The organism is Stutzerimonas stutzeri KOS6, from assembly GCF_000307775.2.
Taxonomy (GTDB): domain Bacteria; phylum Pseudomonadota; class Gammaproteobacteria; order Pseudomonadales; family Pseudomonadaceae; genus Stutzerimonas; species Stutzerimonas stutzeri_B.
Genome location: NZ_KK020676.1, coordinates 2,457,374 through 2,472,331, shown reverse-complemented (window position 1 = coordinate 2,472,331; position 14,958 = coordinate 2,457,374). Strand labels below are relative to the sequence as shown.

Sequence of the window (14,958 nt, the reverse complement as noted above, 5' to 3'; positions counted from 1 at the left end):
GCTTACCCGACCTGCGACCACTGCCGACAAAAGCAGTGATCGCTGTGATAACGGTGAATTTCAACAGGCTGCTAGGCTTCGGTCTGATTGGTCTGGTCGTCGTGTTTCTCGGCCTGTTCGCTTTGAACCAGATCTCCAACATGCGCGAGGAAAGCAAGGAGGTTGATGAGAACTGGTTGCCCAGCGTCGTGGCAATCAGCGAACTCAACGTCGTCGTCATGCGCGTTCGTGCGCTTACCTTCAGAATGGCGCTGGCTGAAGACGCACAGGTGGTCCAAAGTACGGCCCAGCGACTCACTGAGTTGCGCGCCGAAGTGGTCGAGCTCGACAAGCAGTACGCCGCGCTGTTGACCACGGAGGAAGAAAAGGCGGCTTATCAGCGCTTCAAGCAGGGGTTGGAGCTGTATCTGCCACTACAGCAGCGCGTCATGGACCACCTCTTGCAGGATGAGCATGCCCAGGCTGTCGCAATCATCAACGGCGTGATCAATGAGCACGCTGACAATGTGGTCGGCTCGCTGAGAGAGCTGAAGCGCATCAATAGGGTCGAGGCCGGTCGGGCTGCGGTTCGTGCGGCCGACCAGTATGAAACCGCCTTTGAAGGGGTGGTGGCAACGTTGCTATTGGCCACCGCGGTGACAGTCGTGCTCGCCTGGGGCTTCACGCGTAGTGTCGTCGTGCCTCTGGGTGTGGCAGTTGCCGTTGCTGAACGCATCGCCGGTGGCGATCTGACCGGTAACGTCGCTGTCCAGGGCAAGGACGAACCGGCCCGCCTGCTGTCCTCGCTCAAGTCCATGCAGGGCAATCTGCGCGAAACCATTCGGGGCATAGCCGAATCGTCCCATCAGCTCGCTTCGGCCGCCGAAGAACTCAACGCCGTGACCGAGGATTCGACTCGCGGGTTGCACCAGCAGAATCATGAGATCGAGCAGGCGGCGACGGCGGTCAACGAGATGACAACAGCGGTGGACGAGGTGGCGCGCAACGCCGTGGGGACCTCCGAAGCCTCACGCGAATCCGATGAGATCGCGCAGCGCGGCCGTCAGCAAGTGATTCGTACGGTGGATTCGATCAGTCTGCTGACTGAGGACGTGACTCAGACGGGAACCGAAGTCGAGCGCCTGGCGGGGCTGGTGAGGGATATAAGCAAGGTATTGGGTGTGATTCGCTCGATTGCCGAGCAGACCAACCTGCTAGCACTCAACGCTGCCATCGAGGCCGCGCGGGCGGGTGATGCCGGACGTGGCTTCGCGGTGGTGGCAGACGAAGTGCGTGCGCTGGCACACCGTACTCAGCAGTCGACCGAAGAGATCGAGCAGATGATTGGCGATGTGCATCAGGGCACCGACAAGGCAGTGCAGGCCATGCAGGCTAGCAACGAGCGCGCCAGGACCACCCTGGAGCTGGCGCGCGATGCCGGCGAGGCGCTCGACGGAATCGCCAGTGCCATCAGCCAGATCAGCGAGCGCAACCTGGTGATCGCCAGTGCCTCGGAAGAGCAGGCCCAGGTCGCTCGTGAAGTGGATCGCAATCTGGTGAACATTCGTGATCTGTCCCTGCAGTCATCGGCCGGTGCCAACCAGACCAGCGCGGCCAGCCATGAGCTCGCGCGGCTGGCGGGCGATCTCAGTAGCCTGGTGGCGCGCTTCCAGGTCTGACGCCCCACGGGGTGTCGCAATGGCACCTCGCGCTACACGCGCATATTTTGCCTCCGAGGCAGTACAGCGCTGGGCATGGGTGGGCGAGCGGCGTACCATCCCGCGTTTTTCCAGGGGCGGCAGCGATCCTTATCGGGTCGCTTCGCCTTTGCTGCGAGATGCCCCCAATGCCCTATATCCCTCGATTCGTCCGCTTCATCAGTCGCACCAGCCTCGTCGCCCAGATCGTCGCCGGGTTGCTGGCCGGAGCGTTGCTGGCGCTGTTTCTGCCTGCTGCAGCCAAATCGGTGGCGCTGCTGGGCGACCTGTTCGTGCAGGCGCTCAAGGCCGTGGCACCGATCCTTGTGTTCGTGCTGGTCACCTCGTCACTGGCCAACCACAAGCGCGGCCAGCCCACGCACATTCGACCGATCATCCTGCTCTATGCGCTGGGCACGTTGAGCGCTGCGCTGGTCGCGGTGCTGGCGAGCTTCGTGTTTCCCACTTCGCTCACGCTTGTAAGCGAAGCTGCCGATGTGACGCCGCCGTCCGGTGTCGGTGTCGTGCTGCAGACGCTGCTGTTCAACATCGTCGACAATCCGGTGCGGGCGCTGCTCGATGGCAACTTCATCGGCATCCTGGCCTGGGCGATCGGCCTCGGATTCGCCTTTCGCCATGCACAGGACAGTACTCGACGCCTGATCGGGGATCTCTCCGATGGGGTCACGCTGATCGTCAAGGTGGTGATCCGTTTTGCACCGCTCGGCATCTTCGGCCTGGTCGCCGGTACCTTGGCCGATTCGGGATTCGGTGTGCTGCTGGGCTATGTCCGACTGCTGCTTGTGCTGGTCGGCGCCATGCTGTTCATGGCGTTGGTGATGAATCCGCTGATCGTGTTCTGGCAGATCCGCCGCAATCCGTATCCACTGGTGTTCACCTGCCTGCGCGAAAGCGGCATCACGGCATTCTTTACCCGCAGCTCTGCCGCCAACATTCCGGTCAATATGCAGCTGTGCCAGCGACTCGGGCTGCACAAGGACACCTATTCGGTTTCCATCCCGCTGGGCGCCACGGTCAATATGGGTGGTGCGGCGATCACCATCACCGTACTCACCCTGGCTGCCGTACATACCCTCGGCATTCAGGTGGATCTCGCTACGGCGCTACTGTTGAGTCTGCTCGCCGCAGTCTGTGCCTGCGGAGCCTCGGGTGTGGCCGGTGGCTCGCTGCTGCTGATTCCCCTGGCATGCAGTCTGTTCGGCATCTCCAATGATCTGGCAATGCAGGTCGTGGCGGTGGGCTTCATCATCGGGGTGGTGCAGGATTCGGCCGAAACCGCGCTCAATTCCTCGACCGACGTGCTCTTCACCGCGGCCTCCTGCATCGCCCATGGCGATATCGATGAGGCTGCCGAGCGGCGCGTCTGATGGCCTGATGCAGAAACAGGAACGGCGCCCGAGGGCGCCGTTCTCATTTGCCGCCTGGCCTGGTTCAGGCCTTGTAGCGGCGCAGTACCAGCGTGGCGTTGGTGCCACCGAAGCCGAAGCTGTTGCTCATCACGGTGTCGAGCTGCACGTTCTCGCGGGTTTCGCGAAGGATCGGCATGTCCGCGACTTCCGGGTCCAGTTCGTCGATGTTGGCGGAGCCCGCGATGAAGTTGCCTTCCATCATCAGCATCGAGTAGATCGCTTCATGAACACCTGCAGCGCCCAGCGAGTGACCGGACAGGCTCTTGGTCGAGCTGATGGTCGGAACCTTGTCGCCGAACATGTTGCGCACGGCCTTGATCTCGGCCACATCACCGACCGGCGTCGAGGTGCCGTGGGTGTTGAGGTAGTCGATCGTGGTGTCGACTGTAGACATCGCCTGCTGCATGCAGCGCAGGGCGCCTTCGCCGCTCGGTGCGACCATGTCATAGCCATCGGAAGTGGCGCCGTAGCCGACGATTTCCGCGTAGATCTTGGCGCCGCGCTTGAGTGCGTGCTCCAGCTCTTCGACCACGACCATGCCGCCGCCACCGGCGATGACGAAACCGTCACGCTTGGCGTCGTAGGCACGCGAAGCTTTCTCCGGCGTATCGTTGTACTGGCTGGACAGGGCACCCATGGCGTCGAACAGGCAGCTCTGGCTGTAATGCTCTTCCTCGCCGCCACCGGCGAACACCACATCCTGCTTGCCCATCTGGATCTGCTCCATGGCGTGGCCGATGCAGTGCGCGCTGGTGGCGCAGGCCGAAGCGATGGAGTAGTTGATGCCCTTGATGCGGAACGGCGTCGCCAGGCAGGCCGAAACGGTGCTGCTCATGGTGCGCGGTACACGATATGGGCCGATGCGCTTGACGCCCTTGTCGCGCAGAATGTCGATGGCTTCCATCTGATTGATGGTCGAAGCGCCACCGGAACCGGCCACCAGGCCGATGCGCGGGTTGGAAATGTCATCGAGGCTGAAGCCGGCATCCTTCACAGCCTGCTCCATTGCCAGATAGGCATAGGCGGCAGCGTCACCCATGAAGCGCAGGACCTTGCGGTCGATCAGCTCTTCGAGGTTCAGGTTGACGGAGCCGGAAACCTGGCTGCGCAGCCCCATTTCCGCGTAGGACTGATTGAAGCGGATGCCGGGGCGACCGGCGCGCAGGTTGCCAGAGACGGTCTCTTTGTCATTGCCCAGGCAGGAAACGATACCCAGGCCGGTGATCACGACGCGACGCATGCGGATGTCCTTCAAAAGCTGTCGGTAGAGGTGAACAGGCCGACGCGCAAGCCTTCGGCACTGTAGATCTCGCGGCCATCAACACTGACGGTGCCGTCGGCGATGCCGAGAATCAGCGAGCGGTTGATGGTGCGCTTGATGTGGATGTTGTAGGTGACCTTCTTGGCCGTCGGCAGAACCTGGCCGAAGAACTTCACTTCGCCCGAGCCGAGGGCGCGGCCGCGGCCAGGGTTGCCCTGCCAGCCGAGATAGAAGCCGACCAGCTGCCACATGGCATCGAGGCCCAGGCAGCCGGGCATGACCGGATCGCCTTCGAAATGGCAGGCGAAGAACCAGAGGTCAGGGTTGATATCCAGTTCGGCTACCAGCTCGCCCTTGCCATACTTGCCGCCCACTTCGCTGATGTGAACGATGCGGTCGACCATCAGCATGTTCGGTGCGGGCAGTTGCGCATTACCGGGACCGAAGAGTTCGCCGCGGCTGCAACGAAGCAGGTCTTCCCGAGTAAAGGCGTGTTGTTTGGTCATGCGTATTCCTCAATGGGCCCCGTGCAAGGGCTTTGCTGCTTACATACCGGGCCCTGAATTCGAGGCCTGATCATCAAGACTAGTCATAGACTGTCGCGTTGTGGCTAAAGTCACAGCCTGTCAACGGCGACGCCATTCAACCCGTACCTGCGGCTGAAGCACGCAAAGACAGAATCGGGCGGCTACTTTAACACTCCTGAACGATGAACGAGGACCTTGCGACAGCTTGTCTTCTATAGACAATCGTTGCAGTGACGGTTGCATGCGTTGCGCAGCCTGCAGTTTCAGCATGCTGCGAGGACCTGTCAGCCAACTGTAACTGGATGATTTCACCGGGAGTTGCTTTGCGCTGGTCGCTGTGAACATGAAACGTATAATGCCCGGCAATGCCATTTCATATGGCTCATAACGGAATCCACATGACACGACAGCAACCCATCGCCGTTCTTGGCGGCGGTAGTTTCGGTACCGCGATAGCCAATCTGCTGGCCGAGAACGGTCATCACGTCCTGCTCTGGATGCGTGATGCCGAGCAGGCCGAGAGCATCCGTACTCTGCGGCAGAATCCGCGCTATCTGAAGGGTATCGATATTCTTGCGCAGGTGGAGCCGACAACTGACCTGGTGCGGACGCTGGCTTCCAGCGAGCTGGTTTTCGTCGCCTTGCCGTCCAGCGCGCTGCGCCAGGTGCTGCAGCCGTTTGCCGCGCAGCTGAGCGGCAAGATGTTGGTCAGCACAACCAAGGGCATCGAGGCCGACGGATTCATGCTGATGAGTCAGATTCTCGAGCAGATTGCACCGCAAGCGCGTATCGGTGTGCTGTCCGGGCCCAATCTGGCGCGGGAGGTGGCCGAGCACGCGTTGACTGCGACGGTCGTGGCGAGCCAGGACGAGGCGCTGTGCCGCGCCGTGCAGCAGGTGCTGCATGGTCGCACCTTTCGGGTATATGCCAGTTCCGACCGTTTCGGCGTCGAGCTGGGCGGGGCGCTGAAGAATGTCTATGCCATCATGGCGGGGATGGCCGCAGCCTTGGGCATGGGCGAGAACACCCGCAGCATGCTGATCACCCGGGCACTGGCGGAAATGACGCGTTTTGCCGTGAAGCTGGGGGCCAACCCCATGACCTTTCTCGGCCTGGCGGGTGTCGGTGACCTGATAGTGACCTGTACGTCGCCCAAGAGTCGCAATTTCCAGGTGGGTTATGCGCTGGGCGAGGGCCTCAGCCTGGATCAGGCGGTTTCGCGCCTGGGCGAGGTCGCCGAAGGGGTCAACACCATCAAGGTGCTCAAGTGCAAGGCCGAGGAACTGCAGGTCTACATGCCACTGGTCGCCGGGCTGCATGCCATTCTGTTCGAGGGGCGTACGCTCGATCAGATCATCGACATGCTGATGCGCGGCGAGCCCAAGACCGACGTGGATTTCATTTCAACCGACGGATTCTGAGCCTAGGCTCAGGGAGGCTCCATGAATCAATCCAAGCAGACCACGGAGCGGGAATCACTGATCCTGCGAGCAGTCTGGATGCTGATTTTCTTTTTCGTCTGGCAGTTGGCCGAACTGGTCCTGCTGGTCGTCGTGGTATTGCAGTTGCTGCTGCGCCTGTTCAGAGGGCGCCCGGATCCCGGCTTGCAGGGCTTCGGCGACAGCCTCAGCCAGTATCTGGCTCAGATCGGTCGCTTCGCCACTTTCAATACCGAGCAGAAGCCCTGGCCATTGTCCGACTGGCCGAGTCCGCGGGCAGCTGACGTGGAACTGAGCGTTCCGGCCCAGGCATCCGCACCGAAGGAGCCGAAGGCGCCACAAGAGGGGTCAACGCCATGAAGTTGTGGCTGTTGCGTCATGGCCATGCCGAGCCACGGGCGCGCACCGATGCGGAGCGCAACTTGACGGAGGGTGGTCGGCGCGATGTCCGGCGCAGCTCGACCTTCCTGCGTGGCCAGCCGCTGCAGGCGATCCTGGTAAGTCCATTCCATCGTGCGCAGCAGACGGCCGACGAGGTGCGCAAGGCCCTGGGCTTTACCGGTCCCTGTGAAACCGTTTCCTGGCTCACCCCGGAAGCGGACCTGAACGAGGCGTTGCGTGGGCTGGATCAGCGCAGCGAGAGCGATTTGCTACTGGTCACCCACCAACCATTCGTCGGCAATCTGGCCGGCTGGCTGCTCAATGGCCATCATGGTGACCCGCTGCCAATGGCGACGGCATCGCTGGCCGAGCTCGAAGGCGAAGCGATTGCCGGGGGGCTGATGCGGCTGGTGTCCTTGCGCCACGTTGGTTAGGGTTGGCATGGCTCGCCCGACCGTTCCGGGTTGCGGCGAGCTGAACAACAATAACCGAATGGAGCATGCGCCTTGAGCATCTGGCACCGTCAGCCCGACCTGGAAGAACTTCACAGCACGCGCAGGAACACCATCAGCGAACTGCTGGATATCCGCTTCGAAACCTTCGATGAATCCTCGATTACCGCCAGCATGCCGGTCGATGCACGCACTCATCAGCCCTACGGGTTGCTGCATGGTGGCGCCTCTGTGGTACTGGCTGAAACCCTTGGATCAATAGCCAGCTATCACTGCATCGACACCAGCAGGTTCTACTGCGTCGGTCTCGAAGTGAATGCCAACCACCTGCGCGGCTTGCGCTCCGGGCGAGTGACCGCTGTCTGCCGGCCGGTGCATCTCGGGCGCTCGACCCACGTCTGGGATATTCGCCTGAGCGGCGAGGACGGCAAACCCAGCTGCATCTCCCGGCTTACGGTCGCGATCGTACCGCTGGACAAGGGTGCTTCGGCGGGCTGATGTCGATGCAGGCCGACATTGCGGCCTGCTGATTGGCCTGAATGCCATCCATTCGGCAGGGCTATGGCGATTGCCGCCTGCCGAGGCCTGCCAGACAATGGGCGTCCAGTCTGTCCGGCAACGCCCTCATGTCGCAACGTATCTTCTTCGCTCACGCCAACGGCTTCCCCGCGGCGACCTACCGCAAGCTGTTCGATGCCCTCGCGCCCGAATATCAGGTCACGCACATGGATCGCCATGGGCACGACCCTCGTTTCCCGGTGGACGACAACTGGAGCAACCTGCTCGATGAGCTGTTCGAGCAGCTCGATCGCCTGCGCGAGCCGGTCTGGGGCGTGGGACATTCCTTCGGCGGCATGCTGCATTATCGAGCCGCGCTACTGCGACCCGAGCTGTATCACGGGGTCGTCATGCTGGATTCGCCGATTCCGACCTGGTTCGACCAGACCGTCATCTGGGCGGCCAAGCGCCTGGGCTTCATCGACAGGCTGACCCCGGCCGGCCGCACGCTCGGTCGCCGCGAGCAATTTTCCAGTGCCGAGGAAGCGCGCGCCTATTTTGCTGGCAAGGCGCTTTTCAGCAGCTTCGATCCGGAGTGCCTGGAAGCCTACATCGAGCATGGTCTGGAGCCAGCAGGGCAGGGCATGCGCCTGCGCTTCGACCCGCAGACCGAAATCCGCATCTATCGCAGCGTGCCGCATCTCACGCCGGGCTGGCCGCCCGCGCTGAAGATCCCGCTGGCGATGGTGCGCGGGCGCGATAGTCGGGTGGTGCTGCCTCATCACGGCTACCTGCTGCGCTTGATGGCGCGCGGTGAGGCGCACACGCTCCCCGGCGGCCACATGTTTCCGTTCGAGCGGCCACAGCAGACGGCGAAGTTGCTCAGCGAGCTGCTCGGGCGCTGGAGTGGCCATGCCGAGCTTTCCAAGGGGGCCGCATGAGCGCCTGGTTCGAAGAGGTTCGGCTGCGCCTGCCGCACCTCGAGGTGGCGGCCCATCTCTATGGTCCTGAAGACGGCACGCCGGTGATCGCGCTGCATGGCTGGCTGGACAACGCCGCGACCTTCAGCCTGCTTGCACCGCGCCTGCAGGGGCTGCGCATCGTCGCGCTGGACCTGCCTGGCCACGGCCATTCCGACCATCGCCCGGTAGGGGCTGCCTACAACATCTGGGATTATGCCCACGACGTGCTGCAGGTCGCCGAGCAGTTCGGCTGGCAACGTTTTTCACTTCTCGGGCATTCCATGGGCGCGATCGTCGCGGTGCTGCTTGCCGGTGCGCTGCCCGCGCGTATCGAGCGGCTGGCGCTGATCGATGGCGTGATTCCCTACACCGGCGAAGCGGACAACGCACCACAGAAGCTGGGCGCTGCGCTCGAGGCGCTGCTGGCGGTCGACGACAAGCGCAAGCCGGTCTACGCCACCTTCGATCAGGCTGTCGCGGCACGCATGAAAGGCGTTGGCGCGGTCAGTCACGAGGCAGCCGAGCGGTTGGCACAACGCGGCCTGATGCCCGTGCCAGGCGGTTATACCTGGCGCACCGATGCTCGCCTGATGCTGCCTTCGGCGATGCGGCTGACGCGGGCCCATGCACTGGCATTCGTCGAGCGGGTCGCTTGCCCGACCAGCCTGGTACTGGCGGAACAGGGACTGATGACCCAGCCGGCGCTACGTGAACTTGCCGAAGGGCTGCCGTTCAAGGTGCAGCGCCTGCCCGGTGGACATCACCTGCATCTGGATGACGAGGCGGGTGCCGAAGCGGTCGCCGCGGTATTCAACGCCTTCTTTCGAGAATAGACCTGCCGGCTCTGCAATACTCTCTGGCAAAGCCTTGCTTGACTTGCGTTTGGCAACTGGTGAGGCTGGCAGGCGGTATTTCCGGAGAGCCATGGCAGCCATCGACCGCTGCAGGGTACGAGCCCGAGTCAGGTCTGCATCCGTACTGATGCTCCCGGAACTGGACAATCCATTGGTGTGCCAATCTTTGGCTACGGTTGCTGGTGATCCATTGAGGAGTGTTATGCGAAGTGCATGGATAGCAGCATCGGTTCTTCTGGCCGGTGCCGCGACGGCCGCCGACCTTCCCGGCAGCGCCGATCTGGTTACGCTTCCCCGTTTTGCTCAGGCTCAGATCATCGACTACCGGCAAAGCCGGGTGCACGAGCGCGTCTACCCGCAGGATTCCGTCCGGCGGATCAGCGGCAAGTTGCGCATGGCCGCTCAAGTGACCGCCTCCGGCCAATTGACCACAATCACCTATCAGTTGCCGGCTTCGCACACCGGCATTGAAGCGTTTTCCCAAGCCCGTACCGACTTGCTGCGCCAGGGCGCCGAGCTGTTGTACTGGTGCGAGGGGCGAGAGTGCGGCTCCAGCAGCCTCTGGGCCAACTCGATCTTCGGCCAGTCGAAGCTCTACGGCCCTGAGGGCCAGCAGGCCTACCTGCTGGCGCGTTTGCCTGGGGTCGATGGCAGCCTGATGGCGCTGTACGGGATAACGCGCGGCAGTGGTCGGCCCTATCTGCATGTCGAGCAGCTCCAGCCGGACCAGCCGCTGACCGAGGTGCTGCCGACGGCGGCGACCCTGCTGCGCCAATTGCGCAGTACCGGTGAGCTGCGGCTGCCTCGTCTGGCCGACGAGCCTACGGCGGAGTGGGGCGGTGTTCTGGCCAATGTACTGCGCCTGGACAGTACCGCCCGGGTCAGCCTCGCCGGGCGCGGTGCGGTAGCCTGGCGCGAGGCGCTGGTTGCCGAACGCATTCGTGGCGGACGCCTTGAAGTGGATGAGTCGCAGGAACCTGGCCTGCTCATCAGGCTATTGCGCTGATCCTGCATTGCGGCTGCAATAGGCGACTTCTGCGCGCACTCTGGTGACAGGATGCGCAGGCCCTTCTCAGTAGGACTCGTGCATGCTCAACAATGACCGCCTGTTGGTGCAGATTCTGCTCCTTGGCCTGCTGGCCGCCTGCCTGTGGGTGCTGGCACCGTTCGCTTCCGCATTGTTCTGGGCCGCCGTGCTGGCATTCGCCAGTTGGCCGGTGATGCGCTTCCTGACGCGCTGGCTGGGCGGCAACGCGACTCTGGCGGCAGGTCTGCTGACCTTCAGCTGGATGGTACTGGTGGCCGTGCCGCTGGTATGGCTGGGGTTCAACATTGCCGACCAGATCCGCGATGCCAATGCCCTGTTGCACAACCTGCAGGTCGAAGGGCTGCCGCCCGCACCCGGCTGGTTGGGTGAGGTGCCGCTGATAGGCGACACACTGCTGAACTTCTGGAGCACGGTGGACGAGCAGGGCACGGCCCTGATCGCCAGCATCCGACCCTACATCGGTCAGGTCGCCAACTGGCTGCTCGTGCGCAGTGCGCGCATCGGCGGCGGCATGCTCGAGCTGGCGCTGAGCCTGGTGCTGGTGTTCTTCTTCTATCGTGACGGCCCTCATCTGGCCGCCTTCGTTCACAGCCTGCTGCACCGACTGATCGGTCACCGCGCCGACCACTACCTGGAGCTGGTCGCCGGCACGGTGCAACGGGTGGTCAACGGGGTCATCGGTACTGCCGCAGCGCAGGCGATCCTGGCTTACGTCGGCTTCCTCATCGCTGGAATACCGGGTGCGCTGGTGCTCGGTCTGCTGACCTTCGCCTGCAGCTTCATCATGGTTCCGCCGCTGATCTGGGGACCTGCCGTGGCCTGGCTGGCCTGGCAGGGCGACTATGGCATGGCGGTTTTCCTCGGCATCTGGGGCATGTTCGTCATCAGTGGTGTGGACAACGTGCTCAAGCCCTACCTGATCAGCCGAGGAGGCAACCTGCCGCTGGTGGTGGTGCTGCTGGGCGTATTCGGCGGCATCCTTGCCTTCGGCTTCATGGGCCTGTTCCTAGGACCGACCCTGCTTGCCGTGGCCTACAGCCTGCTGGGCGACTGGTTGATCAAGGAAGTGCCGGATATCCCGCACAAGCCCGCCATACCTCTGAGCGACAAGCAGGAGTCGGTCAAGCCGTAGCGCAGTGTCGGCGTTTCATTGCTCCTGCTCGTGGCGCACCAGCGCGTCGTGGGCGACGATGCGGCCCAGTTCGATCAGTTCCGGTGCCTTGTAGAACTCGTAGAAGCGACAGGCACGCTTGGGAATGTCGACCAGCACGTTCGGCGGGTAGCCGGCGATCTTGTATTGCGCCAGTGACGACTGCATGACGTCGAAGCTCTGGTTGATCAGTTCCAGCAGCGATGCGGGGCCGGCGACGTCGATCACTTTCGAGCCTTCCGCCGATTTCGGCGCGCTCTGGCCGGTTGGCGCTGCTGGCGGCTGATCGCCGCGAGTCAGCTCGCCGTCACGGATCTCTTCGATCTGCTCGGTCAGCTCACCCTCCTTGCGCCAGAAGGGGATGTGCGAGCTTATCGAACTCATGAGGGTGTCGAAGCGACCGGGGCGTTCGATCTCCGGTAGCGGATACTGCTTGTGGTTGTTGGCGTTGAGGTTGACCGCAATGATCAGGTCGCAGTGCGCCGACACCACCGGAACGATCGGCAGAGGATTGAGCAGGCCACCGTCGACCAGCATGCGGTTGCCCTGCATGACCGGGGTGAACAGGCTGGGGATGGCGGCAGAGGCGCGCATGGCGAGCTCCAGGTTGCCTTCCTGGAACCAGATTTCCTGCTGGTTGGTCAGGTCGGTGGCGACGGCGGTGTAGGGGATGGGCAAGTCCTCGATACGGATATCGCCGACCATCTCGCGGATGCGGCCAAAGACCTTCTCGCCTCGAATCGCGCCGAGGCTGAAGCTCGGGTCGACCAGACGCAGCAAGTCCAGATAATCCAGGCTCTCGATCCAGTTGCGGTATTCGTCAAGCTTGCCTGCTGCGTAGATGCCACCGACCACTGCCCCCATGGAGCAGCCGGCAATGCAGGCGATCTCATAGCCACGCGCTTCCAATTCCTCGATCACGCCAATGTGGGCGTAACCCCGTGCACCGCCGGATCCCAGTACCAGTGCAACTGTCTTACTCATGCAGTTCTCCCTGTGCTACTGCTATAGCTTCATGCCTGGCAGGCGTGGCTGCAAGCGCTTGCAGCGATGCTCGCCGCGTGTAGTCAATCGGGACGCCGCTTCCGGCTAATCCAGCGTCGCCTTTGCTACAATCGCCGCCCGTTTGCATGTGCCACGAGAGAGCCCGATGAGCGAACCGATCCGCCTCACCCAGTACAGTCACGGCGCCGGCTGCGGCTGCAAGATATCGCCCAAGGTGCTGGACGTGATTCTTGCCGGCAGTGGTGCACAGAATCTCGATCCGCGCCTGTGGGTGGGCAACGCCTCGCGCGACGACGCAGCGGTGTATGGCATCGATGAGGAGCGCGGTGTGGTGTCGACCACCGATTTCTTCATGCCCATCGTCGATGATCCCTTCGATTTCGGTCGAATCGCCGCGACCAATGCGATCAGCGACATATATGCCATGGGCGGGGATCCGCTCATGGCCATCGCGATTCTCGGCTGGCCGGTCAACGTGCTGCCGCCGGAAGTTGCCCGCGAAGTGATCGCCGGTGGCCGTGCGGTATGCGACGCCGCGGGCATTCCCTTGGCTGGTGGTCATTCTATCGATGCTCCCGAGCCGATCTTCGGCCTCGCCGTCACCGGCCTGGTGAACAAGCGCCAGATGAAACGCAACGACACGGCAACCGCCGGCTGCCGGCTGTACCTGACCAAGCCGCTGGGCATCGGCATCCTCACCACCGCCGAGAAAAAAGCCAAGCTGCGCGCCGAAGATGTCGGCCTGGCCCGCGACTGGATGTGCACCCTGAATACGCCCGGCAGTCGCTTCGGCAAGCTCGAAGGCGTGCGCGCCATGACCGACGTCACCGGCTTCGGTCTGCTTGGCCATCTGGTGGAGATGGCCGACGGCAGCGGCCTGACCGCCGAGATCGACTACGCACGCGTGCCGCGCCTGCCAGGCGTCGAATACTATCTGGAGCAGGGCTGCGTGCCGGGCGGCACCCAGCGCAACTTCGACAGTTATGGCGAACGTATTGGTGCACTCGACGAGGCGCACAAGCAGCTGCTGTGCGATCCGCAGACCAGTGGCGGCTTGCTGGTGGCTGTGGCGCCCGAAGGCGAGACGGAATTCCTTGCGCTCTGTGCCGAGCTCGGCCTGGAGCTGCAGCCGATCGGCCAGTTGGTCGACGCGCGCCGCCATGCGGTCGAGGTGCGTTGATGCGTGGCGATACCGAGAACTATCGCGAGCTGTTTCTCAACGATGTCCCGATGATGGATGCTCGCGCACCGGTTGAATTCGGCAAGGGCGCCTTCCCCGGCGTGGTCAATCTGCCGCTGATGAACGATGTCGAGCGGCAGAAGGTGGGTACCTGCTACAAGCAGCACGGCCAGCAATCCGCCATCGAACTGGGCCACCGGCTGGTTTCCGGCAAGGTAAAGGGCGAGCGCTTGCAGGCCTGGGCCGACTTCGCCCGAGCCCATCCGGACGGCTATCTGTACTGCTTTCGTGGTGGCTTGCGCTCGAACATCGTCCAGCAGTGGCTGAAGGACGAAATGGGCATCGACTACCCGCGAGTCGTCGGTGGCTACAAGGCGATGCGCCACTTCCTGCTGGACACCATCGACCAGGCCGTCGAGCAGTGCGGGTTCATCCTGGTGGGCGGCATGACCGGTACCGGCAAGACCGAGGTACTGGCGCAGCTGGACAACAGCCTGGACCTGGAAGGCTTGGCGAATCACCGTGGTTCCAGCTTCGGCAAGCGCGCAACGCCGCAACCCTCGCAGATCGATTTCGAGAATGCACTGGCGATTCGCCTGCTGAAGATGCGTGCAGGCGGGGTCGAAACCTTCGTCGTCGAGGACGAGGCGCGTCTCGTGGGTCGCTGTTCGATTCCCTTGCCCCTGTTCCACGGAATGCAGGAGTTTCCGCTGATCTGGCTGGAAGACAGCCTCGAAGGGCGCGTCGAGCGAATTCTCAAGGATTATGTGATCGACCTGTGTGCCGAATTCATTTCCGAGCAGGGTGAGAACGGTTTCGCTGCATTCGCCGAGCGTCTGCAGCAAAGTCTGGTCAATATCAACAAGCGGCTCGGTGGCGAGCGCTACCAGCGCCTGGCCCTGCTGATGGATCAAGCGCTGGCAGAGCAGGCGCGTAGCGGTTCGGTGGACCTGCATCGCGCCTGGATCGAAGCATTGCTGGGCGAGTATTACGATCCGATGTACGCCTATCAGCGCGAGAGCAAGGCTGCCCGGATCGAGTTCGCTGGCGACCAGTCGTCTGTGGTCGAGTATCTGCGTAACCGTAGGCGCTAAC

Annotated in this window: 15 protein-coding genes; 12 read left to right on the top strand and 3 right to left on the bottom strand. The window is 62.9% G+C overall.

Annotation, left to right across the window (positions count from 1 at the left end):
- The first annotated feature begins 44 nt into the window (after positions 1 to 44).
- Together B597_RS39380 and sstT are read left to right on the top strand one after the other, a co-directional pair.
- Positions 45 to 1,658 carry a methyl-accepting chemotaxis protein gene (locus tag B597_RS39380; protein ID WP_003294767.1) on the top strand — a complete coding sequence of 538 codons (1,614 nt, stop codon included), beginning with the start codon at positions 45 to 47 and terminating at the stop codon, positions 1,656 to 1,658.
- A gap of 167 nt (positions 1,659 to 1,825) precedes the next feature.
- Entirely contained in the window at positions 1,826 to 3,064 is a 1,239-nt protein-coding gene (sstT, locus tag B597_RS39375) for a serine/threonine transporter SstT (protein WP_003294766.1), read from the top strand.
- A 64-nt stretch (positions 3,065 to 3,128) separates the two neighbouring features.
- Here sstT and fabB read toward each other — a convergent pair whose 3' ends face one another.
- Together fabB and fabA are read right to left on the bottom strand one after the other, a co-directional pair.
- Complete coding sequence (gene fabB / locus B597_RS39370) at positions 3,129 to 4,346, bottom strand: beta-ketoacyl-ACP synthase I (RefSeq protein WP_003294764.1); 1,218 nt, start codon at positions 4,344 to 4,346, stop codon at positions 3,129 to 3,131.
- A gap of 11 nt (positions 4,347 to 4,357) precedes the next feature.
- Complete coding sequence (fabA, locus tag B597_RS39365) at positions 4,358 to 4,873, bottom strand: 3-hydroxyacyl-[acyl-carrier-protein] dehydratase FabA (RefSeq protein ID WP_003285418.1); 516 nt, start codon at positions 4,871 to 4,873, stop codon at positions 4,358 to 4,360.
- 419 nt (positions 4,874 to 5,292) lie between these two features.
- On the opposite strand from fabA, the gene B597_RS39360 reads away from it, so the two are divergent.
- The 8 genes from B597_RS39360 (at position 5,293) to B597_RS39325 (ending at position 11,660) form a co-directional block, all read left to right on the top strand.
- Complete coding sequence (locus B597_RS39360) at positions 5,293 to 6,315, top strand: NAD(P)H-dependent glycerol-3-phosphate dehydrogenase (RefSeq protein ID WP_003294763.1); 1,023 nt, start codon at positions 5,293 to 5,295, stop codon at positions 6,313 to 6,315.
- Positions 6,316 to 6,336: 21 nt separating this feature from the next.
- On the top strand, positions 6,337 to 6,693 hold the full coding sequence (locus B597_RS39355) for a DUF4389 domain-containing protein (protein ID WP_003294762.1): 357 nt from the start codon (positions 6,337 to 6,339) through the stop codon (positions 6,691 to 6,693).
- Complete coding sequence (gene sixA, locus B597_RS39350) at positions 6,690 to 7,148, top strand: phosphohistidine phosphatase SixA (protein ID WP_003294761.1); 459 nt, start codon at positions 6,690 to 6,692, stop codon at positions 7,146 to 7,148. Before B597_RS39355 ends, sixA begins: the two co-directional genes overlap by 4 nt.
- 72 nt (positions 7,149 to 7,220) lie before the next feature.
- Complete coding sequence (locus B597_RS39345) at positions 7,221 to 7,664, top strand: hotdog fold thioesterase (protein WP_003294760.1); 444 nt, start codon at positions 7,221 to 7,223, stop codon at positions 7,662 to 7,664.
- A gap of 128 nt (positions 7,665 to 7,792) precedes the next feature.
- Complete coding sequence (locus tag B597_RS39340) at positions 7,793 to 8,605, top strand: alpha/beta fold hydrolase (RefSeq protein WP_003294759.1); 813 nt, start codon at positions 7,793 to 7,795, stop codon at positions 8,603 to 8,605.
- Positions 8,602 to 9,459, top strand: coding sequence for an alpha/beta hydrolase (locus B597_RS39335; protein WP_024162329.1), 858 nt, complete (start codon positions 8,602 to 8,604; stop codon positions 9,457 to 9,459). The genes B597_RS39340 and B597_RS39335 overlap by 4 nt, the downstream gene beginning before the upstream one ends.
- Before the next feature lie 223 nt (positions 9,460 to 9,682).
- Positions 9,683 to 10,486, top strand: a complete 804-nt coding sequence (locus B597_RS39330; RefSeq protein ID WP_003294757.1) for a DUF4892 domain-containing protein — start codon at positions 9,683 to 9,685, stop codon at positions 10,484 to 10,486.
- Positions 10,487 to 10,568: 82 nt separating this feature from the next.
- Positions 10,569 to 11,660, top strand: coding sequence for an AI-2E family transporter (locus B597_RS39325; protein WP_003294756.1), 1,092 nt, complete (start codon positions 10,569 to 10,571; stop codon positions 11,658 to 11,660).
- 15 nt (positions 11,661 to 11,675) lie between these two features.
- Here the strand turns inward: B597_RS39325 and B597_RS39320 are convergent, their stop codons facing one another.
- Positions 11,676 to 12,662, bottom strand: a complete 987-nt coding sequence (locus tag B597_RS39320) for a patatin-like phospholipase family protein (RefSeq protein ID WP_003294755.1) — start codon at positions 12,660 to 12,662, stop codon at positions 11,676 to 11,678.
- A 166-nt stretch (positions 12,663 to 12,828) separates the two neighbouring features.
- Here B597_RS39320 and selD point away from each other — a divergent pair, with 166 nt between their 5' ends.
- Together selD and mnmH are read left to right on the top strand one after the other, a co-directional pair.
- Positions 12,829 to 13,863, top strand: coding sequence for a selenide, water dikinase SelD (gene selD, locus B597_RS39315; protein ID WP_024162328.1), 1,035 nt, complete (start codon positions 12,829 to 12,831; stop codon positions 13,861 to 13,863).
- A complete protein-coding gene (mnmH, locus tag B597_RS0223615) occupies positions 13,863 to 14,957 on the top strand; it encodes a tRNA 2-selenouridine(34) synthase MnmH (RefSeq protein ID WP_003294752.1) in 1,095 nt (364 codons plus the stop codon). Before selD ends, mnmH begins: the two co-directional genes overlap by 1 nt.
- Position 14,958 lies beyond the last annotated feature (1 nt).

Coding starts and splice junctions, on each gene's coding strand:
- sstT (WP_003294766.1), top strand. CDS start 1,826: ATGCCCTATATCCCTCGATTCGTCCGCTTCATCAGTCGCACCAGCCTC.
- fabB (WP_003294764.1), bottom strand. CDS start 4,346: ATGCGTCGCGTCGTGATCACCGGCCTGGGTATCGTTTCCTGCCTGGGC.
- fabA (WP_003285418.1), bottom strand. CDS start 4,873: ATGACCAAACAACACGCCTTTACTCGGGAAGACCTGCTTCGTTGCAGC.
- B597_RS39360 (WP_003294763.1), top strand. CDS start 5,293: ATGACACGACAGCAACCCATCGCCGTTCTTGGCGGCGGTAGTTTCGGT.
- B597_RS39355 (WP_003294762.1), top strand. CDS start 6,337: ATGAATCAATCCAAGCAGACCACGGAGCGGGAATCACTGATCCTGCGA.
- sixA (WP_003294761.1), top strand. CDS start 6,690: ATGAAGTTGTGGCTGTTGCGTCATGGCCATGCCGAGCCACGGGCGCGC.
- B597_RS39340 (WP_003294759.1), top strand. CDS start 7,793: ATGTCGCAACGTATCTTCTTCGCTCACGCCAACGGCTTCCCCGCGGCG.
- B597_RS39335 (WP_024162329.1), top strand. CDS start 8,602: ATGAGCGCCTGGTTCGAAGAGGTTCGGCTGCGCCTGCCGCACCTCGAG.
- B597_RS39330 (WP_003294757.1), top strand. CDS start 9,683: ATGCGAAGTGCATGGATAGCAGCATCGGTTCTTCTGGCCGGTGCCGCG.
- B597_RS39325 (WP_003294756.1), top strand. CDS start 10,569: ATGCTCAACAATGACCGCCTGTTGGTGCAGATTCTGCTCCTTGGCCTG.
- B597_RS39320 (WP_003294755.1), bottom strand. CDS start 12,662: ATGAGTAAGACAGTTGCACTGGTACTGGGATCCGGCGGTGCACGGGGT.
- selD (WP_024162328.1), top strand. CDS start 12,829: ATGAGCGAACCGATCCGCCTCACCCAGTACAGTCACGGCGCCGGCTGC.
- mnmH (WP_003294752.1), top strand. CDS start 13,863: ATGCGTGGCGATACCGAGAACTATCGCGAGCTGTTTCTCAACGATGTC.